The sequence below is a fragment of the Bacillus sp. NP247 genome (genome assembly GCF_018966865.1).
In the GTDB taxonomy this organism is placed as follows: Bacteria; Bacillota; Bacilli; order Bacillales; family Bacillaceae_G; genus Bacillus_A.
In genome coordinates this window covers 2,129,721-2,155,552 of record NZ_CP076653.1, presented here as the reverse complement: position 1 = coordinate 2,155,552, position 25,832 = coordinate 2,129,721, and the positions used below count along the sequence as shown (strand labels likewise).

General features: G+C 35.5%; 34 protein-coding genes. 18 read left to right on the top strand and 16 right to left on the bottom strand.

The window, feature by feature from the left end; translation table 11 throughout:
• Window position 1: 1 nt before the first annotated feature.
• Window positions 2-1,366: a phosphoribosyltransferase family protein gene (locus KPL75_RS11480; RefSeq protein WP_219920739.1), complete on the bottom strand. Its 1,365-nt coding sequence runs from the start codon at window positions 1,364-1,366 to the stop codon at window positions 2-4.
• Entirely contained in the window at window positions 1,311-2,414 is a 1,104-nt protein-coding gene (locus KPL75_RS11475; RefSeq protein WP_219920738.1) for an HpcH/HpaI aldolase/citrate lyase family protein, read from the bottom strand. The genes KPL75_RS11480 and KPL75_RS11475 overlap by 56 nt, the downstream gene beginning before the upstream one ends.
• Before the next feature lie 163 nt (window positions 2,415-2,577).
• Here KPL75_RS11475 and KPL75_RS11470 point away from each other — a divergent pair, with 163 nt between their 5' ends.
• Window positions 2,578-3,057 carry a GNAT family N-acetyltransferase gene (locus KPL75_RS11470; RefSeq protein WP_219920737.1) on the top strand — a complete coding sequence of 160 codons (480 nt, stop codon included), beginning with the start codon at window positions 2,578-2,580 and terminating at the stop codon, window positions 3,055-3,057.
• Between the two features lie 19 nt (window positions 3,058-3,076).
• On the opposite strand, the gene KPL75_RS11465 is transcribed toward KPL75_RS11470, so the two are convergent.
• Window positions 3,077-3,568 carry a phosphatidylglycerophosphatase A family protein gene (locus tag KPL75_RS11465; RefSeq protein WP_219920736.1) on the bottom strand — a complete coding sequence of 164 codons (492 nt, stop codon included), beginning with the start codon at window positions 3,566-3,568 and terminating at the stop codon, window positions 3,077-3,079.
• Window positions 3,569-3,688: 120 nt separating this feature from the next.
• On the opposite strand from KPL75_RS11465, the gene yutH reads away from it, so the two are divergent.
• Window positions 3,689-4,690: a spore coat putative kinase YutH gene (yutH, locus tag KPL75_RS11460; RefSeq protein WP_219920735.1), complete on the top strand. Its 1,002-nt coding sequence runs from the start codon at window positions 3,689-3,691 to the stop codon at window positions 4,688-4,690.
• A gap of 61 nt (window positions 4,691-4,751) precedes the next feature.
• Here the strand turns inward: yutH and KPL75_RS11455 are convergent, their stop codons facing one another.
• Window positions 4,752-4,967, bottom strand: coding sequence for a hypothetical protein (locus KPL75_RS11455; protein WP_016096616.1), 216 nt, complete (start codon window positions 4,965-4,967; stop codon window positions 4,752-4,754).
• Between the two features lie 410 nt (window positions 4,968-5,377).
• Entirely contained in the window at window positions 5,378-5,614 is a 237-nt protein-coding gene (locus KPL75_RS11450) for a NifU family protein (RefSeq protein WP_000431159.1), read from the bottom strand.
• A gap of 206 nt (window positions 5,615-5,820) precedes the next feature.
• Here KPL75_RS11450 and KPL75_RS11445 point away from each other — a divergent pair, with 206 nt between their 5' ends.
• The 4 genes from KPL75_RS11445 to KPL75_RS11430 all read left to right on the top strand — a co-directional run bounded on the left by KPL75_RS11445 (window position 5,821) and on the right by KPL75_RS11430 (window position 8,584).
• Window positions 5,821-6,129 carry a YuzD family protein gene (locus tag KPL75_RS11445; RefSeq protein WP_000248591.1) on the top strand — a complete coding sequence of 103 codons (309 nt, stop codon included), beginning with the start codon at window positions 5,821-5,823 and terminating at the stop codon, window positions 6,127-6,129.
• Window positions 6,098-6,976, top strand: coding sequence for a nucleotidyltransferase domain-containing protein (locus tag KPL75_RS11440; RefSeq protein WP_219920734.1), 879 nt, complete (start codon window positions 6,098-6,100; stop codon window positions 6,974-6,976). The genes KPL75_RS11445 and KPL75_RS11440 overlap by 32 nt, the downstream gene beginning before the upstream one ends.
• Window positions 6,977-7,100: 124 nt before the next feature.
• Window positions 7,101-7,769 carry a hypothetical protein gene (locus tag KPL75_RS11435; RefSeq protein WP_219920733.1) on the top strand — a complete coding sequence of 223 codons (669 nt, stop codon included), beginning with the start codon at window positions 7,101-7,103 and terminating at the stop codon, window positions 7,767-7,769.
• 11 nt (window positions 7,770-7,780) lie between these two features.
• Window positions 7,781-8,584: a leucine-rich repeat domain-containing protein gene (locus KPL75_RS11430; RefSeq protein ID WP_219920732.1), complete on the top strand. Its 804-nt coding sequence runs from the start codon at window positions 7,781-7,783 to the stop codon at window positions 8,582-8,584.
• Window positions 8,585-8,586: 2 nt separating this feature from the next.
• Here KPL75_RS11430 and KPL75_RS11425 read toward each other — a convergent pair whose 3' ends face one another.
• Both KPL75_RS11425 and KPL75_RS11420 read right to left on the bottom strand, forming a co-directional pair.
• Window positions 8,587-9,231: a DUF4304 domain-containing protein gene (locus KPL75_RS11425; RefSeq protein WP_219920731.1), complete on the bottom strand. Its 645-nt coding sequence runs from the start codon at window positions 9,229-9,231 to the stop codon at window positions 8,587-8,589.
• Complete coding sequence (locus tag KPL75_RS11420; RefSeq protein WP_258237040.1) at window positions 9,212-9,634, bottom strand: SMI1/KNR4 family protein; 423 nt, start codon at window positions 9,632-9,634, stop codon at window positions 9,212-9,214. Before KPL75_RS11420 ends, KPL75_RS11425 begins: the two co-directional genes overlap by 20 nt.
• A gap of 136 nt (window positions 9,635-9,770) precedes the next feature.
• Here KPL75_RS11420 and KPL75_RS11415 point away from each other — a divergent pair, with 136 nt between their 5' ends.
• The 5 genes from KPL75_RS11415 to phnA all read left to right on the top strand — a co-directional run bounded on the left by KPL75_RS11415 (window position 9,771) and on the right by phnA (window position 13,114).
• Window positions 9,771-10,025: a DUF7660 family protein gene (locus KPL75_RS11415; protein ID WP_219920730.1), complete on the top strand. Its 255-nt coding sequence runs from the start codon at window positions 9,771-9,773 to the stop codon at window positions 10,023-10,025.
• Between the two features lie 36 nt (window positions 10,026-10,061).
• Window positions 10,062-10,436 carry a hypothetical protein gene (locus KPL75_RS11410; protein ID WP_219920729.1) on the top strand — a complete coding sequence of 125 codons (375 nt, stop codon included), beginning with the start codon at window positions 10,062-10,064 and terminating at the stop codon, window positions 10,434-10,436.
• Between the two features lie 130 nt (window positions 10,437-10,566).
• Window positions 10,567-11,457 carry an Rpn family recombination-promoting nuclease/putative transposase gene (locus tag KPL75_RS11405; protein WP_219920728.1) on the top strand — a complete coding sequence of 297 codons (891 nt, stop codon included), beginning with the start codon at window positions 10,567-10,569 and terminating at the stop codon, window positions 11,455-11,457.
• Between the two features lie 270 nt (window positions 11,458-11,727).
• A complete protein-coding gene (locus tag KPL75_RS11400; protein WP_219920727.1) occupies window positions 11,728-12,513 on the top strand; it encodes a DUF2628 domain-containing protein in 786 nt (261 codons plus the stop codon).
• A gap of 259 nt (window positions 12,514-12,772) precedes the next feature.
• Window positions 12,773-13,114 (top strand): alkylphosphonate utilization operon protein PhnA, encoded by a 342-nt coding sequence (gene phnA, locus KPL75_RS11395; protein WP_002112620.1) that lies wholly within the window; start codon window positions 12,773-12,775, stop codon window positions 13,112-13,114.
• A 50-nt stretch (window positions 13,115-13,164) separates the two neighbouring features.
• Here the strand turns inward: phnA and fetB are convergent, their stop codons facing one another.
• The 4 genes from fetB to KPL75_RS11375 all read right to left on the bottom strand — a co-directional run bounded on the left by fetB (window position 13,165) and on the right by KPL75_RS11375 (window position 16,136).
• Window positions 13,165-13,959, bottom strand: a complete 795-nt coding sequence (fetB, locus tag KPL75_RS11390; RefSeq protein ID WP_078173462.1) for an ABC transporter permease — start codon at window positions 13,957-13,959, stop codon at window positions 13,165-13,167.
• On the bottom strand, window positions 13,943-14,602 hold the full coding sequence (locus KPL75_RS11385; protein ID WP_219920726.1) for an ABC transporter ATP-binding protein: 660 nt from the start codon (window positions 14,600-14,602) through the stop codon (window positions 13,943-13,945). Before KPL75_RS11385 ends, fetB begins: the two co-directional genes overlap by 17 nt.
• A gap of 64 nt (window positions 14,603-14,666) precedes the next feature.
• Window positions 14,667-14,840, bottom strand: a complete 174-nt coding sequence (locus KPL75_RS11380; protein WP_033717633.1) for an aspartyl-phosphate phosphatase Spo0E family protein — start codon at window positions 14,838-14,840, stop codon at window positions 14,667-14,669.
• A 225-nt stretch (window positions 14,841-15,065) separates the two neighbouring features.
• The gene (locus KPL75_RS11375; RefSeq protein ID WP_219920725.1) at window positions 15,066-16,136 is read right to left on the bottom strand and encodes an NAD(P)/FAD-dependent oxidoreductase; all 1,071 of its coding nucleotides are present in this window, start codon (window positions 16,134-16,136) and stop codon (window positions 15,066-15,068) included.
• A 424-nt stretch (window positions 16,137-16,560) separates the two neighbouring features.
• On the opposite strand from KPL75_RS11375, the gene KPL75_RS11370 reads away from it, so the two are divergent.
• The 5 genes from KPL75_RS11370 (at window position 16,561) to KPL75_RS11355 (ending at window position 19,308) form a co-directional block, all read left to right on the top strand.
• Window positions 16,561-16,800: a YuzB family protein gene (locus KPL75_RS11370; RefSeq protein ID WP_002015892.1), complete on the top strand. Its 240-nt coding sequence runs from the start codon at window positions 16,561-16,563 to the stop codon at window positions 16,798-16,800.
• Window positions 16,801-17,175: 375 nt separating this feature from the next.
• Window positions 17,176-18,042 (top strand): diaminopimelate epimerase, encoded by an 867-nt coding sequence (gene dapF, locus KPL75_RS11365; protein ID WP_219920724.1) that lies wholly within the window; start codon window positions 17,176-17,178, stop codon window positions 18,040-18,042.
• A gap of 41 nt (window positions 18,043-18,083) precedes the next feature.
• Window positions 18,084-18,437, top strand: coding sequence for a HesB/IscA family protein (locus tag KPL75_RS11360; RefSeq protein WP_000573823.1), 354 nt, complete (start codon window positions 18,084-18,086; stop codon window positions 18,435-18,437).
• A gap of 166 nt (window positions 18,438-18,603) precedes the next feature.
• Window positions 18,604-18,792 carry a hypothetical protein gene (locus KPL75_RS27800; RefSeq protein WP_375141026.1) on the top strand — a complete coding sequence of 63 codons (189 nt, stop codon included), beginning with the start codon at window positions 18,604-18,606 and terminating at the stop codon, window positions 18,790-18,792.
• 153 nt (window positions 18,793-18,945) lie between these two features.
• Complete coding sequence (locus KPL75_RS11355) at window positions 18,946-19,308, top strand: YxeA family protein (RefSeq protein WP_219920723.1); 363 nt, start codon at window positions 18,946-18,948, stop codon at window positions 19,306-19,308.
• 30 nt (window positions 19,309-19,338) lie between these two features.
• Here KPL75_RS11355 and KPL75_RS11350 read toward each other — a convergent pair whose 3' ends face one another.
• Window positions 19,339-19,800 (bottom strand): 2-thiouracil desulfurase family protein, encoded by a 462-nt coding sequence (locus KPL75_RS11350; RefSeq protein WP_219920722.1) that lies wholly within the window; start codon window positions 19,798-19,800, stop codon window positions 19,339-19,341.
• 80 nt (window positions 19,801-19,880) lie between these two features.
• Here KPL75_RS11350 and KPL75_RS11345 point away from each other — a divergent pair, with 80 nt between their 5' ends.
• Window positions 19,881-20,762, top strand: coding sequence for a helix-turn-helix domain-containing protein (locus KPL75_RS11345; RefSeq protein ID WP_219920721.1), 882 nt, complete (start codon window positions 19,881-19,883; stop codon window positions 20,760-20,762).
• A 17-nt stretch (window positions 20,763-20,779) separates the two neighbouring features.
• Here the strand turns inward: KPL75_RS11345 and KPL75_RS11340 are convergent, their stop codons facing one another.
• From KPL75_RS11340 to KPL75_RS11330, 3 genes are all read right to left on the bottom strand, one after another.
• Complete coding sequence (locus KPL75_RS11340; protein WP_063218127.1) at window positions 20,780-22,027, bottom strand: MFS transporter; 1,248 nt, start codon at window positions 22,025-22,027, stop codon at window positions 20,780-20,782.
• Between the two features lie 175 nt (window positions 22,028-22,202).
• Window positions 22,203-22,679, bottom strand: coding sequence for a GyrI-like domain-containing protein (locus KPL75_RS11335; protein ID WP_002112609.1), 477 nt, complete (start codon window positions 22,677-22,679; stop codon window positions 22,203-22,205).
• Between the two features lie 166 nt (window positions 22,680-22,845).
• Window positions 22,846-23,835 carry an NAD(P)/FAD-dependent oxidoreductase gene (locus tag KPL75_RS11330; RefSeq protein WP_002145100.1) on the bottom strand — a complete coding sequence of 330 codons (990 nt, stop codon included), beginning with the start codon at window positions 23,833-23,835 and terminating at the stop codon, window positions 22,846-22,848.
• Window positions 23,836-24,296: 461 nt separating this feature from the next.
• On the opposite strand from KPL75_RS11330, the gene KPL75_RS11325 reads away from it, so the two are divergent.
• Entirely contained in the window at window positions 24,297-25,505 is a 1,209-nt protein-coding gene (locus KPL75_RS11325) for an NAD(P)/FAD-dependent oxidoreductase (protein WP_016096626.1), read from the top strand.
• Here the strand turns inward: KPL75_RS11325 and KPL75_RS11320 are convergent.
• Window positions 25,502-25,681, bottom strand: coding sequence for a hypothetical protein (locus tag KPL75_RS11320; RefSeq protein ID WP_219920720.1), 180 nt, complete (start codon window positions 25,679-25,681; stop codon window positions 25,502-25,504). The genes KPL75_RS11325 and KPL75_RS11320 overlap by 4 nt on opposite strands.
• Window positions 25,682-25,832 lie beyond the last annotated feature (151 nt).

The following is a 25,832-nucleotide window of genomic DNA, read 5'->3' as shown; positions in this document are numbered from 1 at the left end:
GTTATCGACCTTCCTTTTCTATTCTTTTTGAAAATGAGACGATATGAATAATTGGAATAACCGTTTGCAATTGCTTTAAAAGAGGAGATAATGATTCCTCATCTAAGTCACGTTCTATAAAAAGGAATACTTCATCGTAATCATGAAATGAAATATTATAAAAATAATTCGTAATAGTAGCATCCTCAGGACTTGGATACGAAAAACGATTATAAATAGCATACTGCACCCCATTTTGGTCAGGATGGATAGGGCTTCGTGTTGTAGATTGATATAAAATGTTTTCCCCCATTTGAGCAGCAATTTTCATAGGGATATACATAAACTCACCAGTTCCTAGACAAAGCGATCGTTTTCCTATTCGTTTTTTCTTTAAGTCATTGCCAACCTTTTGAGCGAAATTATGGATTTGTATTTGTTCATGCGCTGAAATACCGAAGCGACCTGTATGCTTTATATAATTTGCTTTACGTTCAATAGATGTATAAGGTAATGTCGGACAAGCAATTGTATGCTTTTGAAAATGAGGCTCTGTTCCTTTGTTGTGAATATCTTTTTTGGAAGTAGTTAATGGATGTCCAGTCGCACGAATGGTTCCGCTCAATAAAGAAATAACGTGAATTTTTATTTGAAGTTCATCTTCTAGTTGTTTAAATTTGTTTCGATGTGTATCGGAACGCCAATCTAGTAAAGAGGCGATGGTGTATTCTTCTCGTGGGAATGTCTCTTGAATGGACCTGATAATATTTAATACTGTTTTTCCTGTTGTCATCTCATCATCTACAAGAATAATTGGATTTTTGTTTTGGAAAAAATTTTTATCCACATAACAACGGTGCGATGTTGCATGTGAATGCTCTTCTTCAAATGTAATAACGGGTTCAAGCTCAGGTATCGATTCCCTAGTTGTATGCACATACTTTGCATTTTTGAAACATTGAAACATAGAGTGACCGAGTGCCGTTGCTGTTTCAGCAAAGCCGATAAATAAAACTTCTTCCTGTAACGGATATTGATAATGAAATGCCTCTTCTGGAATTTCATCCATTTCTGAAGAAATGAGATTTAAAATTTCTTTCTGAAATGGATGAACAGTGTTATGTAGTATTTCCATATATCTTGCAGCAAGAGCGTATCCGCTTGCTAAAGCAACTACTGGTTTAACAGGAAGATGCTTTCCAAGAATGGTACTCACAAATAAAAAGCTACGCTTCTTATTTACCCTCGCAGCCATTTGAAAAAAAGAGCCTAGCGCTAAGGTATATGGATCATCACGTATTTCTATATGAACTTGTATATCATTTAAAATGTTATACGTGTTGCTTTGTGTTTGTAATAAGGAGATCGGTGAATTTTTTATTTTCATGTAGCACCCCGTAAATATTAGATTTTAAAATGACTTTGCGAGCCCAATTGTAGTGTGGCTTTACTTCATTCATTTTGTTAGCAAAGCTACTTTTTAGCACTCCGTTATACGTATCAGCATTTTGTAAAATAGATTTTGCATCTAAATAATCTTCCAGTGTGACAATGTGCATCGCTTGTACAATATTAATATGAGAAGGATGAATGACTGTCTTTCCAATTAATCCATTCGCTTGATCAAGTGATACTTCATGTATGAGCCCATCTTCATAATCATTAGAAAAATACTCCCATACACATCCTGAAATTATATATTGGTTAGTTGCTCTAGAGAAAATATTAATAATGTCCGAAATACAATCACGAATAACAGTAATATCATAGATAGGAGTATATTTATTACGACGAATGCCAAATATACTTGAAAAATCTGTAGCACCAATGCGTATGTTTAAGATGAAATCGTAGTAGGAATCTAGCAAATCTTTTATTTGTAATAGTGATTCTAAGCGCGTTTCTTTATGCATGATTTCCGGTGATTCTAAAATCGGCATTCCGTAAAGTGAAAGTGAATATAGCTCGTTAATATATTTAAGCTGATTGATGTATAATCTTCCATTAATTGGTGTGAATTTTGGGAAGACGAAGCCACATAAACAATGAATGGCACTGCCTAGTTCAGTAACAATTACTTTCATTTGATTTAGATTTCGAACTCTAATGAAAAGAAGTGGTATGTCTGTTTGGTGCAGTATGTTAGCACTGACTAAGTTGGCGATTTGTTGTATTTGGACTACGATGTTTTGTTCTGCAAGTTTTACTTCCTCATCACTAATAGAATCCTCCAGGCAAAGAATAATCGATGTAGCACCTATATGTTTTTTTCTAATGATATCTTCAGCAATCGTCTCTTTCGTACCGGGTGTATAAAGGGTAGCACCTAGTGCGTAAGCCAATTGCCCTTTCTCTATATCTTTTGAAAAACTAAGAGGTTCTTTATAGAAAAATTTTCGTTTCTCTTCCAAAGATAGATAAGAAAAGTAATTCAAATTGTCACCACCTTAATTTGAATGATTCTGTTTAATCGTAACATAATAAGAAAAATCTTCCATGGAAATAAAGTAGAAAATATAAAAAATATATTGAGAAAGATGAATTATAAGATGAATATCGAATATTGTTAGTAGGCATATAATAGGGGGACAAGGGAAGATGGATATACATAAGTTAACAGAAGAAGAAGCAAACGAAATAAGTACGTGGACGTACGATGAACCATATACTTTATATAGCTTTTCAGGAGATACCGAAGTAATAGAAGAGTTGCTAGATGGGACGTATTACGGTTGTTGCGGAGAGAAGGGAGAATTCATCGGCTATTTTTGTTTTGGAGAAAATGCACAAGTTCCAGGCGGAAGAGATGCCAATTTATATGAAGGCGAAGACGTAGTAGATATAGGAATTGGAATGAAGCCCGAGTTAACAGGGAAAGGGATGGGAAAAGAATTTTTTCAAGCTGGGATAGCGTTTGCTGCTGAGGAATTCAATTCGAAAATGTTGCGACTGAGTGTAGCGACATTTAATAAGAGAGCGATTAGGCTATATAAAAACATTGGATTTCAAGTAGGACCTCTTTTTTTGAGCCGTGGAAGAGAGTTTATGCTTATGGAATATGAAAGGCCGTCAGTATGAAACTGACGGCCTAGATACGTTACTCTGAATGCTCAGCACGGTGCGCTAAACGGCTTGAAGCAGCGGCAGCGATTCCGCCAACGATATCATCAAGGAATGTGTGCACCTGTCCAGTTGATTTATCATTTAAGTATTCTAAAATACCTGGTTTTAATTTATCGATATATCCAAAGTTCGTGAAGCCAATTGACCCGTATACGTTAACGATTGAAAGTGCGATAACTTCATCAATTCCATATAGTCCTTCGTCACGCTTTACGATATCTTGTAACGGCGCGCTTAACATTCCTTTTTCAGCAAGGACATCAAGTTCAATCCCTGTAATAAGTGCGTTTTGTACTTCTCGTTTTGATAGTACACGCTCAACGTTATAGCGACATTCTGACATCTCTAAATTTGAATGGTATTTCTTTTGAAGAAAATGAACAAGTTCAGCAATATCGTCAATTGTTACACCGCGTTCTTGTAATAGTTGTAATGCTCTTTCTTGTAGTTGATTTGATTCTTTCATATTTATCACCTTTTTTTCTTTTTAGTATTTGTATACGTTTCGTTGCTTTATCATGTGCATAGGAATGAAAGGCGAGCACAAGCTCATATATATAAAGAAAAACCATAGGTGGCGACTGCGATGATTCAGCATATTTATGAGCATTATCACATGCATGTTAAAGAATTAATCCCCCTTGGCCCCTATAAAAGCTTTTGGATTCGCAACAAAATTTATGTACTTGTTCCAATTGGAGAAATGGAGGAAGAAGTACTTGTAGAGATGAAAAAGCTCAGTGATTATATGAACCAGCAAGGGGATATAACTGTTTCGACTTTCGTTCCGACTATACACGGCTACTATGTAAGTGAGATAGAAGAAAAAAATTATTGCTTATTAAAAGGTATGCGTATGTTAGAGCGACATGCTACATCATTAGGAAGTGAGCTTTCTATATTCCATAAACGTGGCGCATTCTTTCCAGAAGAAGTTGAGCAATTAAGCCGCATTGGTGAATGGAAAGCATTATGGGAAAAAAGGCTCGACCAATTAGAAAAGTTTTGGCAATCACAAGTGATGAACCATCCTTCAGACGTATTCGATCAATTGTTTATTGAATCCTTCCCGTATTACTTAGGAGTTGCAGAAAATGCAATTCAATATGTTGTCGATACAGAAATGGATGATACACCGCAAATAACTGACGCAGCAACAATTTGCCAAGAACGATTTACACCTCTATTATGGCATCAAACGAAGCGCTTAAAACTTCCTTTTGATTGGGTATATGATCACCCAAGTAGGGATATAGCAGAATGTATTCGCTATATGATGATAGAAAAGAAGAAAGATTGGGAGCAGACGGTAGTCCAATTCATTACAGATTATGAACGTAATTATTCGCTCTCTTCATTTGGTTGGCGCTTATTATTCGCAAGGCTTCTGTTCCCGCTTCACTACTTTGAAACGGTTGAACGATATTATCAAACAGGAAACGAAGAACAAAAAGGCATATATAGAGCTCGTTTAGAAATCATTTTACATGATGTGAAGCGCACTGAGCAATTTATGAATCATTTTTACGAGTCATTTCGTTTACCAGTTGATAAGTTAGGCATTAGGAAATTAGATTGGCTATCTTAAAAGTATAAAAAAAGAGACCGATGGAGGTCTCTTTTTTTATACTACAATTGTATGTAATACATTATGCCCCTACCTGTTGATCTGCACATATATTTAAAATGAATTGATGTCTTTCGATTTTTTCATTTACTTTACTCAATAATTCTTGCTGGATTTCTTTAAATAAAAATTGATAGCTTGTATTCCATGTTGGTATAACGGATGAAAGGTCTAATAAATACTCTTTTTTCTTTTCTAGTTCTTGAATTGTTAAAAAAGTGTTTCCCATTCTTGGCATGTGTCGTCCCCCTATGTTTTTTACTTTATCCCGCTTATATGTGTGAACGATTCACTATATAGTATTAATTATCGCATTTTTTGAGAAGGATTTCCAATTTTGTTTTATGATGTTAAAGGAGAAGTGTTATTTGAATAAAAAAAGAGACTCAAATGGGTCTCTTTTTAGAAAACGATTCTGAACGAGCCGCTTCTGCTTTTAGATGTTATCTAGCTCCAGCGGCTAAAATGTTCGGTGGCTTCGCTTCTTCCGCCTCACATTTTGAACGAGCCGCTTCTGCTTTTAGATGTTATCCAGCTCCAGCGGCTAGAACAGTCGGCCATTTCGCGCCTTACTGTGAGGCAAAAAGCGCCTCTTCGTCAGGAGCTCCAATGACCTTCTGTTCTGAACGAGCCGCTTCCGCTTTTAGATTAAAATACTTGTTCTACTTCAATAACGCCTGGTACTTCTTCAAGTAGTGCGCGTTCGATACCAGCTTTTAGTGTGATTGTAGAACTTGGGCAGCTTCCGCATGCACCCATAAGGCGTAATTTTACGATACCTTCTTCAATGTCTACTAATTCAACGTCTCCGCCATCGCGAAGTAAGAACGGACGTAATTTATCTAGTACTTCTAGTACTTGTTCTTGCATATGTGGGTTTTCCATTTTTATCGACTCCTTTCATCAGTTTTATTATAATCAAGATAGAGGGGAAAATCTATTTTTTCTGTTCTTGTTTTATTGTCGAAATATTTTATCATGTGTACAACGTGTTTTTTCAGTATAGGGGTATGGAATAAGTTTGTAAAATGATGTGCTTATGTACTAAGGTATCTGAATATACTGTTAGGGCAAGAAGTGGGGGAGAAGAAATGGTTAATGTGCAAGTGTATGGGACGAAAGTGATTTGTGCGAGTTGCGTCGGAATGCCATCTTCAACAGAAACGTTTGAGTGGTTACAAGCGGCGATTGGTCGTAAATATGAAGGACAAGAAAATAAATTTAATTTCGAGTATATTGATTTTCAAGAAGAACAAGAAGATGAAGATAAAAAAGCATTCGCAGAGCGCGTAGTGGAGGAAGATTTATTTTATCCGGTTGTTCTTGTAAATGGAGAAGTTGTTGGAGAAGGAAATCCTCGTTTGAAGGATGTTTACGAAGAAATCGAGAAATATTTATAAAGCAGGAAGTCTTTGCGAATTTGCAAAGGCTTTTTTTATTGGAGGGATAGATGTGGAGAATGGAATAAAGCAGGCTCTACCAGAAGAAGTAAAACAGTTAATGGAGCAGTACATAGTAGAGTTAAAAGGAATTTTTTCGGATGAAAAAATAGTCGGGGTATACATTTACGGATCGATCGCGCTAGGAGCATTTCATATAGAAACGAGTGATGTGGACTTTGTTACGGTAATAAGTGATTCCGTAAATGAATCTGAAAAACAACAAATTATAGAATTTCATAAAAAGCTTAGTAAAAGTACGTTAGGTAAAAGAATGGACGGTATGTATATTCCTCTTGCTGACTTAGGGAAATACAATGATGAAATGAATGAGTACGTGTATTGTGCAGATGGTAAGGCGAATATAGGTCATTGGGATATTAATGCGGTCACATGGTGGACATTGAAAAATCAAGGTATTACAGTTGCCGGGAAAGAAGCGGAAGATCTTCCGTTTCAAATAAGATGGGACGATGTAGTTAATACGATGAAATACAACGTAGAACAGTACTGGAGTGAAAAAGCGAAGCGTCCATATTTATTTTTCATAGAAGAATGGGTGGAATCAGCTGTCGTTACGATGGGGCGTATTTTATATACGTTAGAGAATAAAACAATCGTCTCAAAAGATAGAGGATTGCAATACTTGTTAGAACGTTCAGCGAGAGAATGGGAGCTTTTATTAAAAGAAGTAGTGAGAATACGGCAGAATCCAAAAGAAAAGCGAATGCTCTCAAGGTGGAGAAGGGCAGATATGACGAAGAGGTACTTGCTGTGTTTGATTGAAGAGTGCAGGGAGAAGTGGTAGGTGAATAGTAAATGCATCCTTTGTATGAAGGGTGCTTTTACTATTTTTAGATAATGAAAAAGTACTTTACAAGGAATGAGAAGTCGAAAGATAATATTAAAAAACATGTATGCGGAGGAAGAGAATGAGTAAATATAACTTTCATATAAGTAAAGAACAACTATGGAAAGGATGCATTTTAAAATCGATTGCAGACGCAATTTTTGTAGCACATGCTCCTGATTTTTCACATGAAAGTTCATGGGATGGATTTAACTATAGTATGCAAGATACCCAAGGCGGACAAGGGACAATTACGTTTCATCCGAATTACACGATCGTATGTCTTCAAGATGTGAATAGTGAGAGAATCGATGAGTGGATTGATGCGACAAATTATTTTGAAGGGGCACCTTCGGAAGTGATAGAAATTGCTAAAGAAGAAGCACTTCAATACGTATTAGAAGAAGTAGATGGCGAAACAGTTCCTTTCATTACAACAGCATTTTGGATTGATAATAACGGTGCATATTCAATCGATTCATTTGAAGAGATGGAAGAACACGGTGGATTTTTATTAGAAATTCCATTACTGGATACGGGATCTGCAATAGAAAGATTGGAAGAAGAGTATGAGCTAACAGAGGAACAAATAGAGATTTTACAACTCGTGTATGAGAGAAAAATCCAAAGTCCAAATGAGGAAATTATATTGTCTAAAGAAGAGGTAGCGATGATTGGAACGGATGAGAGTGAAGGACTAGAAGTAAGTAAGGAGTCATTTGAAGAAATGAATATTACTTGGGGGTTGTAGGGGAGGATAAAATGTTCCCAATTGGTGAGCAGCCGAGGATTATAAAGGATTTGGAAAATGTTACTGCTAGTTTAGAAGAATTAGCGATTGAGGGGAAAACAAAAAATATAGAACGATTAGCATCTTTACAGGTTAAGAAGTTATGGGTTTTCGCAGTAAATCAAAAGCAATTTGAGCATATTCTTACGTATGCTCGTCCAAATATATTGTACGTTTACGAAATGAGGATCGAGGATTTAAGTAGCCTTCAAAAATTATCTGATGTACAGCAGTTGTATATGTGCTGGAATACAAAAGCGAAGACGTTATGGGATATTGCGTATAATAAAAAACTCAAATCCTTACTAATTGATGATTTTTCTAAGTTAGAAGATTTAAGTGCTTTAAGTAAGTGCACACAACTCAATACCTTCTATATGGGCGGCGGGATAAATACAGCGATGAAAGTACAAACTTTAAAGCCGCTTGCTGAATTACAGCATTTGAAAAAGCTTACTCTTATGAACTTAAAGGTTAAAGATGATTCGTTAGAACCTTTAATACAATTAAAAAATTTGAGGGAGTTAAGCTTATCTAATCAATTTAAGGTGGAAGAGTATGCAAAACTTTCTGTAGCATTGCCATATACGGCATGTGAGTTTTTTAAACCTTACGTATATATGAACGATGCAATAGATGGGAAAAATATAATGGTGACTGGGAGAAGAAGGCCAGTCCTTAATTCCAAAACGGATACTGTGAAGATGCAAAAATATGAAGAACAATTTAAAAGGTTACAAGAAGAATATAAAGCACTAGTAGAAAGCACAATGTGAAATTACATTGCACTTTCTACTAGTTTTTTCATATGCATATCAACTTCATGAAAGAATACTAGCTCTTTCTCCTCGGTATTCAGATGCACAGCACAATGCAAGTATTGTTGTAAGTAAAGATTAGCTTGTTCGTACTGTTTTAAGTTGTAGAAAGAAAAACAAGTAAGAAGTAGAAACGCTTTTTCTTTTAATATTGGAACGACGGCTAGTAACGGAGTAATGGAATGTATATTTATTTTTGCTAAATCTTCATAAGATGCCCACGTTTGAAACCATTCGAAAATAGTAGAAAGGTAATTCGGAATGTCGATAGTTTCATGTGAAACATTATGCAATAGACTGTTCTTTTTGATGTTTATAGGCTCTATTCTCGTTTGTAGAATGCAATCGAATATTGAGATGTTTTCTTTTATTTGTAATTGGTCCGTGATAAGCTGCGGGAGGCCGATAGGGTGAACTCCTATATTTATATAGAAGTCATCCTCAAACTGGCTTTTTTGTATATTGATAAGCTTATAAAATCTATTATCAGCTTTGAAAAATGTATGTCTTTTTTTCTTAAAGCCGAGTGGTTTTAAAGTGGCGTATAAATTTGTAATAAAATTTTGATCCTTCTTAGAGCGAGGCTTACTCTTCGGCGTATTCATACGTAGTTAAGTTTTGTAAGAAACTTTCAAAGTTAGGTGCTAATTCAATAATTTCCTCAAACTCATTATCGATAAATATAACTGGAGGATTTTCAGCTACGTTTCGATAGTCTAATGCAATCCACGTATGTCCGTCCCCAGATAAAAGTACGAGATTCTTAGGCATTTCCCATTCCTGAATTAAATAACGGCTATCTAAAATGCTAGATTCATTTTCATCAAAAGAAATACCATATAAGCCAGAAACATTAACATGATCATCCGCCCAAGAATTTGGCTCTGAAGTAGGGTGAGCATCAAGGCGCAGCGTTCCTCCGTTTTGTTCTTTTAGAAGATTTATGTACGATTCCGGAAGCTTTACGTTTAGTACATCTTCAGCTTTTTTTATTAGTTCGTCGTTAATCGGTGCTAATTTTAACTAGTCATCTTCTGTCCAAAGTGTAGTCTTCATATTGGTCACCTCAAATAATAATTTTAAGAATCTTATTTCATATATTATAGTTAGTTTAAATGACGAGCAAGAGAAGGATGAGAATAATATGGATGTAGCTGAATACCTTGAGCACGTAAATTCTAAAGAAGACTTATTGAAGTTTCTTGTATACCTCCAAAAGGATTTTAAAGTGAACAAAGATGAATGGGAGAATGTAGAGGTAGAGACTTATTTAGAGGCATTACATGGTTGGTTAGGTGATTATGAAGGTGTTTATATAAATCAAGGGGAGAAGCTTCCAGAAAATATTCCATGGAAATTTATTGCCCAAATGTTACTTGCGGCAGCTCATTATGAATAAAATTAGATTTTTAAAAGATAGAATGGAGAAAATAGCATGATTAACCACAATAAAATTAAACAACTTTTAGCATATGTAGATCGTGCTGAGGATAATGAAATTGAGTTAGAGTATGAATTTGAACCAATGACAATAGAATTATTTGATAGTGAAGAGATAGAAGAAGGACAACTTGGTTATAGCATTGATGATGAAGGGAAAAGTTTAACTGGGAATGGAGACGGAGATTGGAAAGAAGGATGGATTGTAATCGGCATAGATTTGTATCTTGGAGATCCGATTTTTGTAGATAGTAATGATGAGAATTGTCCAGTTTATACGGCTATGCATGGTGAGGGAGATTGGGAGATAGAATGTATAGCGGAACGTATAGAAGATGTTATTGAGAAAGTGAAAGGAAATGTGGAATAGTTGTGTGGTGATGAAAAAGAGCTCTAATTAGAGCTCTTTTTTTCTTTATTATTTCAAGCTCTTATTTGCCTACTTTCGTTTTTGTTATGTAAAATGAAACTATAAATAAAATAAGCAGGTGAAAAGACACATGTCCAAGAAATTAGTTAATTTACGTATTGATTTTGCGTTTAAACAATTATTTGGTACAAGTGGTAGCGAAGATATTCTTATTACATTTTTGAATGCGATGTTACAGGAATCTTTGGAATCACCAATTGCTTCATTACAACTAGAGGATCCTCATTTACATCGTCAATATGAGGACGATAAATTATCGATTTTAGATGTTTTAGCTACATTAAATACGGGTACAAAGGTTAATGTGGAGATTCAGTTGAATAATAATCACCATATGATAAAACGAAGTTTATACTATTGGGGAAAACTATATACATCTCAACTGCAAAAAGGGATGGTGTATAGTGAACTTTGTAAAACAATTACTGTGAACTTATTGAATTTTAACATGTTTCCTGAGTATGGTGAGTTTCATACAACGGGGGTTCTTTGGAATAGGAAACAGAAAAGAATATTAAGCGATGACATAGAAATTCATGTTGTCGAGATTCCAAAATTAATGCGGCAGTGGAAAGCGGAAAAAATAAATCCTTGGGAAGATGCATTTGTACGTTGGTTGTTATTGTTACCGGCGAATGAAGATGAACAATTGACAGAACTATTGGAGGATATTGCGATGAGCCAAGACCCAATGTTACAAAAAGCGATGAATAAATGGGAAGATATGAGTCGAGATTCTTCTTTCAAGCAAGCATATGACGCCAGAGAAAAAGTACTAATGGATGAGGCTGCGAAATTTGCGCATGCAGAAAAGGAAGGACTTAAAAGAGGAATTGAACAAGGAATCGAACAAGGGAAAATACAGTTAATTCGTGGGATGTATGAGAAAGGGATGCCGATTGAAGATATCGCGAAGTTTACTGATTTAAATATAGAGGAAATTAGGGAGTTATTAAGATAAGATTTAGCCGTTCTTTAAGGAGAAAATATGTTATAAAAGAGGAATCCATTGAAGGATTCCTCTTTTGTATAAATTAAGAAATAATTAACATGGTGTATTAAATGGTTTATATATAAGTATTTTAATATATTTAATAGTAAAATGGAATATAGAATGGGTAATTGTCGGAATGTATTCGATTTTCGCTCATTTTTATAAAATATAACTATTTTTTGTTAGATTCCTTCGTTTTGTACATATACAATAAAATTATATAGAAATAAGAGAAGGATGATGTACGTGAAGGAAACTGTTTTACAAGAAACCATCTCCCAGCAAGAACTACATAAAGGTGTTCAAAAGAATACAGCATATTACGATTTTAAGTGGGGACAAGTGAACAATCCCGAGAAAGAAAATACGTGGAATTGGGTAGCATTTATCTTCCCGCACTTTTGGTTAGCTTATCGTAAAATGTATCAGTTATTTATTATACTTACGTTATTAGCGGTACCTACTTTAATTACAGCTACTTTTATTGATATACCAATGTGGATAGATTTTATAATATATGTGGGGACGATGCTGTTTACTGGATGGCAAGGGAATCGATTGTATTATAAGCATGTTATCCGTATTTTACATAAGGCAGAAGATGTGCCTGATTATAAGAAAGAGTATTATTTACAATCAAAAGGCGGCGCTCATATCGGGCTTATGATTGGTTTACAAGCAATAGTAATTGCGGTATTTGGCGTGATAAGTTTCGGTTTAGCTCATTTACCGACTGAACCTAATATTAAAAACGTTGTTCGCTTAAGTCTTGAAGGAGAGGCTTTAGAGTCTATCACAGACAAACCAAATTGGAAGTACGTTAAAAAAGAAAAAGAGTATGACATAGTGGAATTTACTGGTTATGATTATGAAGAAAAGAAAAATGTGAAAATTAAATTCGCTGTATATTTAAATGATGATTACTTTGAATGGCAAGAAATTTATTTAAATAATAAAAAGTTAAGTGAAGAAGAAGCAGAAGAGTATCAAATTTACGTTGAAGAAAATATGTGGTTTTTCTAGAGCGTAATTAGATTATTTTAAAAGAAGGGCCTTATGAAGGTTCTTCTTTTTGTTTGTAAGAATTTGTAACAGAATGTGAGGGAATCGGAATACTAATTGAAATTTTGTAAAATACAATAAAAAATGAGAATTTGAGGTAGGCTTGTCAATAACGTGAGACTATGGCAGTATAAAGAAATGCTATACAAATTTTATTTATCGACATGTAAACATCAGATTTGATTTTTACGTATAAATAATGAACGGAGGAAATGAATTTATGGCTACTTTACCAAATTGTCCAAAATGTAATTCAGAATATACGTATGAGGATGGTGCTCTTTTCGTATGTCCAGAATGTGCCCATGAGTGGGGTCAAGAAGCGGAAGCTGAAAATAATGATGGTGCAAAAGTTGTAAAAGATGCGAACGGAAACGTTCTTCAAGACGGCGATGCTGTTACTGTAATTAAAGATCTAAAGGTAAAAGGAACTTCTTCAGTTGTAAAGATTGGTACGAAAGTAAAGAGTATCCGTCTAGTTGAGGGAGATCACGATATCGATTGCAAAATCGACGGTTTCGGAGCTATGAAGTTAAAATCACAGTTCGTTAAGAAGGCGTAAGATTAGCAAAGAAAAAAGACGCTCTGTAAGTAACTTGCAGAGCGTCTTTTTTATGATTGTACTTCAACCTCTTTCAACTGGCATCGCTTATTAAAGAACGTTTTATATCCAAGCTGTAAGAAGATAATAACAGAGAAAGCTGTACTTCCAGAAATACCAAGTATAATCGCAATTTGATATTGAATAGCTGTAAATGGTGATACACCGGATAAAATTTGTCCTGTCATCATGCCTGGTAAGCTTATAATTCCCATTCCGACCATAGAATTAATTGTTGGTAAAATGGCAGAGTCAAAAGCGTCTCGGATGAGCGGAGCAGCTGCTTCTTTCGGTGTTGCCCCAAGCATAAGTGCACCTTCAATATGGTCTCTTTGTGATTTCATGCTGCTTAAAAAGGTATTTGCCCCGAGGCAAATGCCTGTCATAGCGTTACCGATTAGCATACCGGCAATAGGAACGATATACTGCGGAGCATACCAAGGATCGTGTCCGATAATGACAAAGATAAATAGTAGAAGAGGGCCAATTGATCCAGCAATCATGGAGAGGGCGGCTACTCGTTTTAATTCTTTTGACATTGGAATATTAATTCGTTTATAAATATTAAAAATTGCAAATGTAGTAATAGAAGTAATGAGAGCTATTGTATAAAACGGATTACTATTTTCAAATATGTATGTAAGGACATATGCGACTAGTACGAGCTGAATCGTCATACGTAATGTAGCAATTGTAATTTGTTTCTCACGCGGTATTCCTTTTAACTTCACCAGCCCGATTAAAATAAGGATGAAAATATATGCAGCTGCAAGTTGCCAAATTTGTAGTTCAATAACGCCCTTCAATTGATAGCACTTCCTTTCTAGTTGCACCGTTTGTTTTACTAATTTCAATAATATCGTCTGCGATTTCTTCTGGAAGTTGTTGTGAGTGTGTAATGAAGATAACTGTTTTTTTCTTTTCTCTTGCGAGTATAGTAAATTGTTTCATAACGCGGTGTTCTGTATCACCATCTAGTGCCGAAGTTGGTTCATCTAATAAATAGACGGGCGGATCCATTAGTATAATACGAGCGAAAGCAAGTCTTTGTTTTTCGCCACCTGATAAAGAAGAGGCGTTATCTTCTAATTTTTTATCTAGACTAACAGTCGTTAATGAGTCCCGCAGGGCATCGTCATTTGGAAATGGCTTTTCAGAAAATCGAAGTCCCATTAATAAATTATCTTTAATTGTTCCATCAAAAATAGGCGGAGTTTGTCCGAGCATGACAACTTCACGGCGTAATTGAATGGGGGGATAATCTAAAATAGACTTTCCGTTATATTCAATTGTGCCAGATGTTGGCGATTGTAAATCGTTTAACATACGAAGTAATGTGCTTTTTCCGCTACCACTTTCACCGATAATACAAGTTATTTTTTCTTGTTGAATTTGTAAGTAAGGAATGTGTAGAATATCTTTATATTTGATGTCTTTTAATATAAACATAAGTTGCTCCTTTCTGATTCTAGTTATATCGTATCAAAAAAGAGAGGGAAATAGAAAAATAAGGTTATAATGAGCAACGTTTTTTCTTAGTTTTGAGCTCTATTAACAAATTAAGTAAACGATCTAATTCTTGACTGAAAGAAATCACTTTATCATGAGTGAATCCATACTTTTCAACGAGATAGATCAATTCTTTCTTCTTTGCTTCTATTCGATCGTTTAGTTTCATTAAGTTCATAAGGGAAATGTAATGCCTCCTATAAAAGTATTTATTACATAAAAAATAAGACCGAACGCATTCGGTCCTAAGGGAAATAATAAAACAACTTACAAATAGCATACACTTTTCATCGATAGTTTTTAATATTAAAATGGAAAAATTTTGTGAATCTATATTGAGAAAGTTATTTTTAAAAAAATGAATAGAAAAAGGCTGTCTACTATGTAGGCAGCCTTTAAAGTATTAACCATTATGATATTTGTACATCCAAAGAAGACCGGATTTTAATAATCGCGGTACACGCCCCATTAATGGTTGGTTTGCTAGTAAACCAAATCCGTGTTTTTTGCCGAGAGAACCGAGAACACCTTTTAATTTAATAACAGGCAGTTCATCAGGAAGTGGTTCATTATTCCAACATTTTAATAATATTTGGACAATTTGCTCTCCTTGACCTTCAGCAAGTTGAGCAGATGGTGCATGTGGAAGTGCTGCACAATCTCCTACAACATAAACGTGCTCGTTATTTGGAATATTGTGATATTTTGTTAAAACAACCCGTCCGCTACCATCTTGTTCAACTGGAAGGTTTCGAACAACTGCATTTGCTTGAATACCAGCTGTCCAGACGATTGCATCACATTCAAGTGGTTCCTCATGGTTGTATACAATATTTGGTTCCACTTTTGTAATGTTAGAGTTTCGTATAATGGTAACGTTATGTTTTATAAACCATTCTTCTACATATCTACTTAATTTCTCTGGATATGGGAATAAAATTCTATCTTTTCTATCAAATAAATAGATTTTTAAATCAGAACGGCTTTCACGAAGTTCACTTGCCACTTCAACGCCACTTAAGCCAGCGCCAACGACAGCTACTGTTGCATTTGGTTCTAGACTATTTAATTGTTCATATGTCTTACGTGTTTGTTCAATCGATTGTAGGCTATGTGTATATTCCTTCGCCCCAGGAACGTTATGATATTTATCTTCACAGCCAAGTCCGATAATTAAATCATCATATTGGATTGTTTCACCTCCATCGAGATGAACGGCTTTCGTTTCAAGATCAATATTTGTGATTGTGCCATATTGAATATTAAGACGTGGGTGCTCAGGAAACGGTATGCGAATATGTGTTTCTGAAATTGTACCCGCCACTAATGCATAATATTCAGTTTTGAAGCAATGATATGGTACTTTGTCGATTAATGTCACTTGTACATCATCTGGAAGTTGGTTGCTTGGAAGTAGCCGCTGCAGAATTCTCATTCCACCGTAGCCACCACCCAGTATTACGAGGTGTTTCATGATGGATTACCCCTTTTCTGTTGAAATATCCCCTAATCATACAATTTTATATTAATAAAATATTTCGACTTTACTCAATCAAATTATATCGAATTTGTGAACAAATAACAATGCATGAATGAATACTCTGTTGTACAATAAGAAGAAAAGTAAAGTAAACTGTTTTCATTTTCTATTTACTATTTCATTATGAGTAGTATGTTATATAAAGAAGACTATCTATTGTGAAGTGAAATAGTGAAGTAACTAAACGGTTTAGAATATATAACGAAAACAACAAGAAACAGCTTAGTTTTCTTCTTATAAATAAAGTGGAATGGTAACAAGTAGAGAGGGTTACTTATCCGTTTCACAAATTAGGTATGTACTTCGTGCCTATTAAAGTAAATGGTAATTTGTTTAGAGATACAGGGGGGGGAGAGTTTTGATTAAACCATTAATCGAATTTTGTGTAGGTAACCTTGCGAGCGGTTCGCAAGCAGCTTTAGAGAAGTTAGAAAAAGATCCTAATTTAGATGTAATGGAATATGGTTGTTTAGGATATTGTGGTATCTGTTTTGAAGGTCCATTTGCACTTGTAAATGGTGAAGTTGTACAAGGTGCAACAGTAGAAGAACTTGTAAATAATGTATATGATTATATGGATGAAAATCCAATGTTTTAAAGCGTTGCAAACAGGCAACGTTTTTCTTTTTTCATTTATCCCGCTATTTGTGGGCAGTAAGACTCCCACCTCAAAATTCAGCTGAAGCAAAGAAGTTAGATTGAAGCCCTGCTGCCCGTAAAAGCTCGATTGGTGCGGGCTAATAATCAGTGGGGGATGAACAAAATCCCCACCGATTAAAGTTTCACTTTATTAGGAGTGTTTATTTCGAAAAAAAAAGGCCCTTTTAGAAGGGCTTTTTTCTTACACGATTTGTGTAAGAACGGCTTATTGCCAAAACGCTGTCAAATATGAGAAACGGGGGACATTCATATTGTGTTCTAAAAGCATGCATTTTATACTTGAAATAATAAATTATTTTTGGAGTGAATAAAAATGAGCCAATTTTCTTTTACAAAAATGCATGGTCTTGGAAATAGTTATATATATGTAAATATGTTTGAGGAACAAATTAGAGAAGAAGATTTAGCACTTGTAGCGGAAAAGGTTTCAAATATTAATACTGGTATTGGTGCAGATGGAATGATTTTAATTTGTCCTTCTGATGTGGCACCAGTAAAAATGCGCATGTTTAATAACGATGGTTCAGAAGGAAAGAGCTGTGGAAATGGTTTACGCTGCGTAGCCAAATATGCGTATGAGCATAAACTAGTAGAAGGTAAAGTTTTCACAATTGAAACGTTAGCTGGTATTGTTACGGCAGAAGTAACGGTAGAAGATGACAAAGTTACATTAGCGAAAATCGACATGGGAGCACCTCGTTTAACGCGTGAAGAAATACCGATGCTTGGTGAAGGAGAAACACCATTTATTCGTGAAAATTTCTTATACAATAATCACCGTTATGCATTTACAGCTGTTTCAATGGGGAATCCACATGCGGTTATTTTTGTTGATGATGTAGAAAAAGCGCCTCTTACAACGTTAGGACCAGTTCTTGAGACACATGAAATGTTCCCAGAGCGAGTGAATGTTGAATTCATCGAGATTTTGAATGATGAAGAGATGAATTTCCGCGTTTGGGAACGTGGATCTGGTGTAACACAAGCTTGCGGGACAGGAGCATGCGCAGCTGTTGTTGCGGCTATTTTAAATGGAAAAATGGAACGTGGTAAAGAAATTACAGTTCATTTAGCTGGTGGCGATTTAATGATTGCATGGACAGAAGAAGGTAATGTGTTAATGAAAGGACCAGCAGAAGTAATTTGCCGCGGAGTGTATGATTACAAGATAGAAGCGTAAAGATGTATAATAGAATGAGAACAGAAAGGAAGGTGTATTTCATGATTGAAGTAACAGAACAAGCAGCTTTTCAAATTAAAGATATGTTAAAAGATGCTGAAGATGGAGAGAAGTATGTGCGCCTTGCTGTACACGGCGGCGGATGTAGCGGTCTTTCTTACGGCTTAGGATTTGAAGTAGAACCAAAAGAAGACGACACAGTTCTTGAGTTTTTCGGTGTTGAATTTGTTATCGATAAAGAAAGTGCTCCGATTGTTAAAGGAGTGAAAGTTGACTATAAGCAATCTATGCTTGGCGGCGGATTCACAATCGACAATCCAAATGCGATCGCATCATGTGGATGTGGATCATCTTTCCGTACAGCGTCGAATGCTGGTAAGCCGGAAGAGTGCTAAGTTTTTTCATTCCATTATTCTAAGCGGAAATTGAATGGGTAGATTGCATATAAAGACCTTCTTAGCGATGAAATCAAATCGTTGGGAAGGTCTTTTCTTTTGCCGTTCAAAAAGAAAAAGAGCATGTCAAAGATAGCGAATATATGCAAGAAGAAGGAGACACAAGATTGATGATATTTTTGAATTCATAGGAAGATATGTGATTAAACCTATAATTAGATTCGTAAGTTATCTTGTAATAGATATCATAATAGAGTGCGTAATAGAGGGTGTAATAAGAGGTATAAGAAAATTACGTGATAAGATTCGTGACAAGTGGAAGACGTTATTGGCGTTAATAGATTGTCATGACTAGGCTAAATGAGTACCAATAACGTTTTCAATGAAAAAAACACTGATTAAAGTTTTAGTTTATTATCTTACAAAAGTGTAATGTTCATGTCATGTTTTTGAATTTCTTCTTTAAAGCCCAGGCTTTAAGATAAGAATATAAGAAAAAACATATGAGGTGAAGGAAATGAAAAGATACATTGCACTGTTTAGTATTTTAGTTGTATTTGCAAGTCTGTTAGTTGGCTGTGATTTAAACCGTATGGGTAAAGATGAGTACTACGTTCAAATTACAACTGATGGAATCGAAAAAAATGAGAAGTCTGATGACGGTAAGCCATACAAATATTTTGAGTACAAGTTAACTGGATTTGATAAAGAAGGTAAAGAGAAAGAATTAGAATTTAATGCTCAAAAGAATCTGCGCAAAGAAGCATTTCTACGTGCATACCACTCAGATAAAAAAGGTGTATCAGCTTGGGAAGAAGTGAAAAAGGACGAGCTTCCTGCGAAAGTGAAAGAAAAATTAGGTGTGAAATAAGTAGTGAAGAAAAGGAATTGACGATCATGGTCAATTCCTTTTTTCGTTCTCAAAATCCTCTTCTGAAATGACTTTAAATCCATGTCTTTTAAATAAAGCCGTTGTTACCCCGTAGCCAGTTTGTTTATTGCCGTTAAATTCCCCTGTGTAAATAGTGGAACTACCACAAGATGGACTACGTTCTTTTAAAATTATATATTCTGGGTTTAAACCTTTTATTTGTTCTAATGCTTTATAAGCACCACGCACGAAAGCCTCCGTGATATCTTGGCCTTCTTTCGTCATCACTTTTGCTTTTCCATCTAAAACGTCATCACCATTACCACCGATAATTTCAGCAGAAGGGCGTGGTGTAGGTAAACCGCCCAATACTTCGGGGCAAACGAGGATGGTGTCTTCCCTTTGTAATAACTCTTCTATTTTTGAAACGAGATTATCGTTGCCGTCATAACGACAAGCAATGCCACCTAAACAAGCGCTAATTACGATCATATTTTCATCTCCAGTAAAAAAATATTAAATATCACGCCAATTTCTCTTCCTGACTCTTACCTATAAATGAGGTGATAAAAATGGGAAGCTTATATAATTTAATGAAACCATATAGTGAATTTCGAAGTAAAGAAGAGTTTAATGTATATCAAAAACAAGTTTTGAAGTGCTATCGATTTCAATTGAATAAAACGGATTCTATCGTTATTCATTTTTTAGGGAAGTATGCGGTTAATGAGAAGAACGAAACAGTTGGTGTTGCTTGTCCGTTAATGGAGACAATTGCGACGAATATTGGAAAGAGTATTCGTACGGTACGCCGCTCGATTGCAAAATTAGAGGAACTAGGAATTATTAAACGTGTTATGACAAAAGAAAGACATAAGCGCGGTGGGTACAGTGCAAACTTATATGTATTTCTTACATCTGCGATTGACCGCATGGATGACCGTATGAAAATGTCCGCATGTGAAAATGAGGATCATGCAGCTGGCTGTAGCGGAAAGGAGCAAAAATGTGAGGGGGAAACAGTTCTTTTTAAAAACATTCCACAAATAAAAGAGAAAAAAAAAATAACGTACGAGCTTGATGAAACGTATTGTCGTCACGATATACCAAAGCCTTTTATATACGCGCTTGTGCCGATGACGAGTAACCCGAAGAAGATTAACATACTGTGGAGTAAAGTAGAACTTGCGTATAAAAAGAGTGGCCTACTAGAGCAAGGTGTTTTACTAGAGCAAATATTAGCTGATGAAGAAGTGAATGGAAGTTTCATTTGGCGGGCTAAAAGTGTTGTGAGAGCGTATAAGTACGGAGAAATTCGTAAAGATGTTGGAGCACTGTTGTATAGTACGATGCGAGATTTATTTTTAGAAATTGGATTAGAGTGGGGAGCGGCATTAAGGAGAAGTAAGGGAATACCGTTATTCGATCCATTTAAAAAAGAGTCATGCGTATAATACATGACTCTTAGTAGCTAATCGAATTTCCTTACAACTGGAACACGAATCGCTACAAATAGTACGAAGACGATAACAGCAATTGCGCCGCTTTTCATAACCGTTACAATTGGAATGCCGATCCCAAGTGCAAGCGATGTAAATGCGTAAGAGAGCGGAATGAATCCCATCGATGAAAGCATGAGTAAACTCATAACGCGTCCCATCATCTCTTCTTTTACTGTTGATTGGATCATTGCCATAAGTGGAACGATAGCCATCGCAATTGTAATACCGTAAAACATTCCAGCTAATAGAGCTTGCCAAAGTACAGTGCTAAAGTTGATGGATAAGAAGAATACACCAGACAGTAGCATCATGATAATACAAAATAGACCACGTCTGCGGTTAATGTTTTTTAACCCGACAATGACAGCTCCTATTGCCATTCCGCCGCCGACAGATGCTTCTAAGTAACTAAACTGAAGTGAATCACCGTGCAGAACGTTTTTAACAAAAAGCGGGAAACCGACTTGCATCGGACCGATTAAAAATAAGTTTAGAAAGGCGCTACAAATCAGGAAAGTTGAAAGGAATGGTGATTCCTTTACGTATAAGATTCCTTCTTTAATAGAAGTGAACATGCCTTTGTCTGTTTCATTTTTTTCGGGTACGGTAAATTGTATTTTTTGAACGAGTATTGCAGCGATAATGAGTAGCAGGATTGTAATTGAAAAAATCGTTTCATAGTTCGTAAATTTAATGAGAATACCGCCAAGTACAGGTCCTAAAATGACAGATGCTTGGTTTGTCATTTGAGTAAGTGAATTTGCTTGTGTTAAACGGCTTTTTTCTACGAGTTCAGGCAGAATAGATCCATCGGCTGACCAGAAGAAAGCGTCAGCAAGTCCGAAGAACAAAGCGAACAAGGCAAATGTATATAGTGTTACATCACCGACGATGAACCAGGTGAGAATGGTTGCGACAAGAATAGCGCGAATAATATTAGAATAAAACATAATGTTTTTTTTCGGGAATTTATCAGCTAATGCTCCGCCGATAATCATAAAGATGAGCCTTGGAACACTAAGAGCCACGAAAACAATACCGAGTGAAGCCTCAAGGTTTAATGTTTTTGCTATGTACCATGTTTGTGAAAAAGTAAAAAAGGCTAAAGCAAAACTTGAAAAGAGAGTAGCTGCCCAAAGAAAAAGGAAGTTTGTATTTTTTAATAACGGTTTTCCGCTTCCTTCTAAAGCAGATTTATTTTGTTGTAGTTCCTCCATATTGCTTCCTTTCTATGTACCGATTTTAGACTAAAAAACCTATTAACAATCGTTTTATACAGTTTCTAATAGTTCTATACTGCACTTTCTCATTGTAGACAATAATAATGAATTTGCACAGTGGCTATTTCACGACAAAAAAAGAAGATACCAAGGGCATCTTCTTTTTAATGTTTTAGGCTAATGCAATATAAATATTCAATTGTACGTTATTTGGATCTGTTGCTTTTTCATCATACAGTTCGAAATCTGTTGTAAAGGCACGTTTGTTTTCTTTCGACCATTGCCAAATATATTCCCAAGCCTCGCAAACGACTTCAGAAACTGGTCCCTTTCTCGTTGTAAATACCGCATACGTAGTAGCAGGTATTGTTAAAGTTGTCATATTTTCAGGAACGTCTTCTAATGAAGAAACAGGCATACCAATCGTAAATTGATACGTACCAGTTTCATCTGATTCGTAGTTTGAATAGAAGGCGAATGTTTCTTTTGTTTGTTGATTTGGAATTTGATGCATGATTTGTTCTTGAAAGTAGCGATTCCAAAGCATTGGAATCCTTCCCTCAGTCGATGCTTCTTTTTCGTTAGTCGTCGTAATAGAGACACCGATTGCTTGGAAAGCTTCTTTTTTTACGATAATAGGTTCTTTCATTAATAAAACCTCCCTTTATTAAACGAAACATACGTTCTTGTTTTATTGTAACATATTTTGGAAGGAAGTAGTGTTTTTTATAAAATTGGAATGTATTTTAGTTAGGAGAAGGAGAGAGTATGAAAAGAACTCCTTTCATGTAAAAAGAGTTCTTTTCATTTCTATATTAAAACATACTTGAGCTGTGCATTGGTTGAAGTTTTGCGTTTGGATCGAAGTAAGCTTTTGCATTGTTTACTGCTGTCGGTGCTTCACCAAAGCCGCAAGCAATGAGTTTTACTTTTCCTTCATATGTACAAATGTCACCAGCAGCGTAAATGCCAGGAATATTTGTTTCCATTTTTGAGTTCACGAGGATGCTGTTCTTTTGAATATCTAAGCCCCAATTTTTAATTGGACCAAGCGAAGAAACGAAGCCGTAGTTTACGATTACGTCATCAACATCGATGATAACTTTTTCTTCTGTTTTTACGTGCTGAAGAACAACTTGTTCAATAGTATCATCACCGATGAGTTCAACTGGAACGTAAGGTGTGCTTACTTCTGCACGGGAATTCATTAAGCTTTCTACGCTATGTTCATGTGCACGGAATTTATCACGGCGATGAACAATTGTAACTTTGTCCGCAATCGGTTCTAACATCATTGTCCAATCTACTGCTGAGTCACCGCCGCCGAATACAACGACGCGTTTTCCAGCAAATTTATTCATATCATCAACGAAATAATGTAAGTTTTTCTTTTCGTATTTTGCCCCACCTTCTAATTCTAAGCGGCGTGGTTGGAAAGCACCATTACCAGCAGTAATAATGACAGATTTAGAGTAGTGAGTTTGTTTATTTGTAACAAGTTTAAATATACCGTCAGCTTGTTTTTCAAGCGTATCAACAGCTTCCTCTAAGCAAACAGTTGGATCAAATTTCTTCATTTGCTCTTTTAAGTTATCAACTAACTCTTGTGCACGCACTTTTGGGAATCCAGCTACATCATAAATATATTTTTCGGGATATAGTGCGGATAATTGCCCTCCAAGTTGAGGTAAGCTTTCAATAATTTTTACACTTGCTTGTCTCATTCCGCCATAAAATGCAGTGAATAGTCCTGTTGGGCCACCACCAATAATCGTTATGTCGTAAACTTTTTGATTTTCTGTCACTTTCATTCCCCCTATAGATGGAATTTTAATATTGATTTCATATATTGTTCATATGTACACGAAAATCCTGCAAATGATGACACTTTCAAATAAATGATAGCATATTTCAGTTAATAATACTTCTGAAAACGACTGAATAATAAGTAAGTTTGCGCATAGATGTTTTAGAATCGTATAAAATATAGCGAAAGGAAAATACATGAAAAAAAGGCTAAAAAACCCTTGAAAACGCTATGTTATTTTAAAATATTGATAATTCTCTAGGTGCTTGAATTATGGAATGAAACCGACTAATATAGGGAAGTATTATGTTAAATTTCTATGACAAATTTCGTACGATTTTTTGACTACGTTTTGTTATGATATAGAATGTGATAAATTCCACATTCTTGACAAATAGAGTTTTTAGTACTTGGTATTATTTTTAATTACTATTATATAAAGAAAAGGGTTGTGATTTGGTGAAGACTCCAAAAATCGTAGTTTTAGGTGCAGGTTATGGCGGGATGATTACGACTGTTCGTCTGCAAAAAACATTATCTGTAAGTGAAGCTGAAATTACGTTAGTAAACAACAACAGCTATCACTACCAAGCAACTTGGTTACATGAGAGTGCAGCTGGTACATTACAAGATGATAAAATCTGTCTAGATATTCAAGACGTTATCGATACAAATAAAGTGAACTTTGTACAAGATACAGTAGTAGAGATTAAAGCTGCCGAAAAACGTATTATCTTAAAAGATGGTGAATTAGAGTATGATTACTTAGTAATCGGTCTTGGTTTCGAATCAGAAACGTTCGGAATTAAAGGATTAAAAGAGCATGCATTCTCAATCACTAACATTAATGCAACTCGTCAAATTCGTGAGCATATGGAAGAAAAATTCGCTCAATATGCGACTGAAAAACGCGATGAGTTAGTAACAATCGTTGTTGGTGGCGCTGGATTTACTGGTATCGAGTACGTAGGTGAGCTTGCAAACCGTATTCCTGCACTTTGCAAAGAGTACGACGTTCCACGTGAAAAAGCACGTATCATCTGTGTAGAAGCTGCTCCAACAGCACTTCCTGGTTTCGATCCAGCATTAGTAGAGTACGCTGTAAAACAACTTGAGAAAAAAGGTGTAGAATTCCGCATCGGTACAGCAATTAAGGAAGCAACTGAAGAAGGTATTATCGTTGCAAACGGTGATGATGCAGAACTTCTTAAATCTGAAACTGTAGTTTGGGCTGCAGGTGTTCGTGGTAACGGTATTGTGGAAGAGTCTGGATTTGAAGCAATGCGCGGACGTATTAAAGTGGATGAGTACATGCACGCTCCGGGTCATGAAGATGTATTCATGGTTGGTGACGCAGCGTTAATCATCAATGAGGAGATTAACCGTCCATACCCACCAACAGCACAGATTGCAATTCAAGAAGGTTATAACATTGCACACAATTTAACTGTGTTAGTTCGCGGTAAAGGCGAAATGAAAAAGTTTGCATTTGATAATAAAGGATCTGTATGTTCATTAGGTCATGACGATGCAATGGGCGTTGTTATGGGTAAAAAGTTAACAGGTTGGAAAGCTTCATTCATGAAGAAAGTAATCGACAACCGTTACTTATTCTTACTAGGCGGACCTTTATTAGTTCTTAAAAAAGGTAAATTGAAGTTCTTTTAATATATAGTAGAAAAAGCAGAAACGGCTATGAGCTGTTTCTGCTTTTTTTGTATAATACACGTTTTCGATATAGTAATAAAAAGAGGGTGAAAAGTGAAAGAAATTACATATAGAATAATTGCGTTTCCGAAGAAAGAAAATGCAGATTCGCCAGGCCACTGTTTCGTTTTTTTCATACTTACTTTCCCTTCCATATAGTTTTTTAGCAAATAGTTGTAATTCATCAGATACAGAAATAGACATACAAAAACGCCATCCTTTCTTATGATTCTACAGAAAGAATAGCGTATTTTTTCATTTTAGGGGGATTTTGTTCAACTAGAAAAG

What these genes read in the sequence shown, in the direction of transcription:
- KPL75_RS11480 (WP_219920739.1), bottom strand. Translation starts at nt 1,366, where the DNA reads ATGAAAATAAAAAATTCACCGATCTCCTTATTACAAACACAAAGCAAC.
- KPL75_RS11470 (WP_219920737.1), top strand. Translation starts at nt 2,578, where the DNA reads ATGGATATACATAAGTTAACAGAAGAAGAAGCAAACGAAATAAGTACG.
- KPL75_RS11465 (WP_219920736.1), bottom strand. Translation starts at nt 3,568, where the DNA reads ATGAAAGAATCAAATCAACTACAAGAAAGAGCATTACAACTATTACAA.
- yutH (WP_219920735.1), top strand. Translation starts at nt 3,689, where the DNA reads ATGATTCAGCATATTTATGAGCATTATCACATGCATGTTAAAGAATTA.
- KPL75_RS11455 (WP_016096616.1), bottom strand. Translation starts at nt 4,967, where the DNA reads ATGCCAAGAATGGGAAACACTTTTTTAACAATTCAAGAACTAGAAAAG.
- KPL75_RS11450 (WP_000431159.1), bottom strand. Translation starts at nt 5,614, where the DNA reads ATGGAAAACCCACATATGCAAGAACAAGTACTAGAAGTACTAGATAAA.
- KPL75_RS11445 (WP_000248591.1), top strand. Translation starts at nt 5,821, where the DNA reads ATGGTTAATGTGCAAGTGTATGGGACGAAAGTGATTTGTGCGAGTTGC.
- KPL75_RS11440 (WP_219920734.1), top strand. Translation starts at nt 6,098, where the DNA reads ATGTTTACGAAGAAATCGAGAAATATTTATAAAGCAGGAAGTCTTTGC.
- KPL75_RS11435 (WP_219920733.1), top strand. Translation starts at nt 7,101, where the DNA reads ATGAGTAAATATAACTTTCATATAAGTAAAGAACAACTATGGAAAGGA.
- KPL75_RS11430 (WP_219920732.1), top strand. Translation starts at nt 7,781, where the DNA reads ATGTTCCCAATTGGTGAGCAGCCGAGGATTATAAAGGATTTGGAAAAT.
- KPL75_RS11425 (WP_219920731.1), bottom strand. Translation starts at nt 9,231, where the DNA reads ATGAATACGCCGAAGAGTAAGCCTCGCTCTAAGAAGGATCAAAATTTT.
- KPL75_RS11415 (WP_219920730.1), top strand. Translation starts at nt 9,771, where the DNA reads ATGGATGTAGCTGAATACCTTGAGCACGTAAATTCTAAAGAAGACTTA.
- KPL75_RS11410 (WP_219920729.1), top strand. Translation starts at nt 10,062, where the DNA reads ATGATTAACCACAATAAAATTAAACAACTTTTAGCATATGTAGATCGT.
- KPL75_RS11405 (WP_219920728.1), top strand. Translation starts at nt 10,567, where the DNA reads ATGTCCAAGAAATTAGTTAATTTACGTATTGATTTTGCGTTTAAACAA.
- KPL75_RS11400 (WP_219920727.1), top strand. Translation starts at nt 11,728, where the DNA reads ATGATGTACGTGAAGGAAACTGTTTTACAAGAAACCATCTCCCAGCAA.
- phnA (WP_002112620.1), top strand. Translation starts at nt 12,773, where the DNA reads ATGGCTACTTTACCAAATTGTCCAAAATGTAATTCAGAATATACGTAT.
- KPL75_RS11385 (WP_219920726.1), bottom strand. Translation starts at nt 14,602, where the DNA reads ATGTTTATATTAAAAGACATCAAATATAAAGATATTCTACACATTCCT.
- KPL75_RS11380 (WP_033717633.1), bottom strand. Translation starts at nt 14,840, where the DNA reads ATGAACTTAATGAAACTAAACGATCGAATAGAAGCAAAGAAGAAAGAA.
- KPL75_RS11375 (WP_219920725.1), bottom strand. Translation starts at nt 16,136, where the DNA reads ATGAAACACCTCGTAATACTGGGTGGTGGCTACGGTGGAATGAGAATT.
- dapF (WP_219920724.1), top strand. Translation starts at nt 17,176, where the DNA reads ATGAGCCAATTTTCTTTTACAAAAATGCATGGTCTTGGAAATAGTTAT.
- KPL75_RS11360 (WP_000573823.1), top strand. Translation starts at nt 18,084, where the DNA reads ATGATTGAAGTAACAGAACAAGCAGCTTTTCAAATTAAAGATATGTTA.
- KPL75_RS11350 (WP_219920722.1), bottom strand. Translation starts at nt 19,800, where the DNA reads ATGATCGTAATTAGCGCTTGTTTAGGTGGCATTGCTTGTCGTTATGAC.
- KPL75_RS11345 (WP_219920721.1), top strand. Translation starts at nt 19,881, where the DNA reads ATGGGAAGCTTATATAATTTAATGAAACCATATAGTGAATTTCGAAGT.
- KPL75_RS11340 (WP_063218127.1), bottom strand. Translation starts at nt 22,027, where the DNA reads ATGGAGGAACTACAACAAAATAAATCTGCTTTAGAAGGAAGCGGAAAA.
- KPL75_RS11335 (WP_002112609.1), bottom strand. Translation starts at nt 22,679, where the DNA reads ATGAAAGAACCTATTATCGTAAAAAAAGAAGCTTTCCAAGCAATCGGT.
- KPL75_RS11320 (WP_219920720.1), bottom strand. Translation starts at nt 25,681, where the DNA reads ATGAAAAAAACGAAACAGTGGCCTGGCGAATCTGCATTTTCTTTCTTC.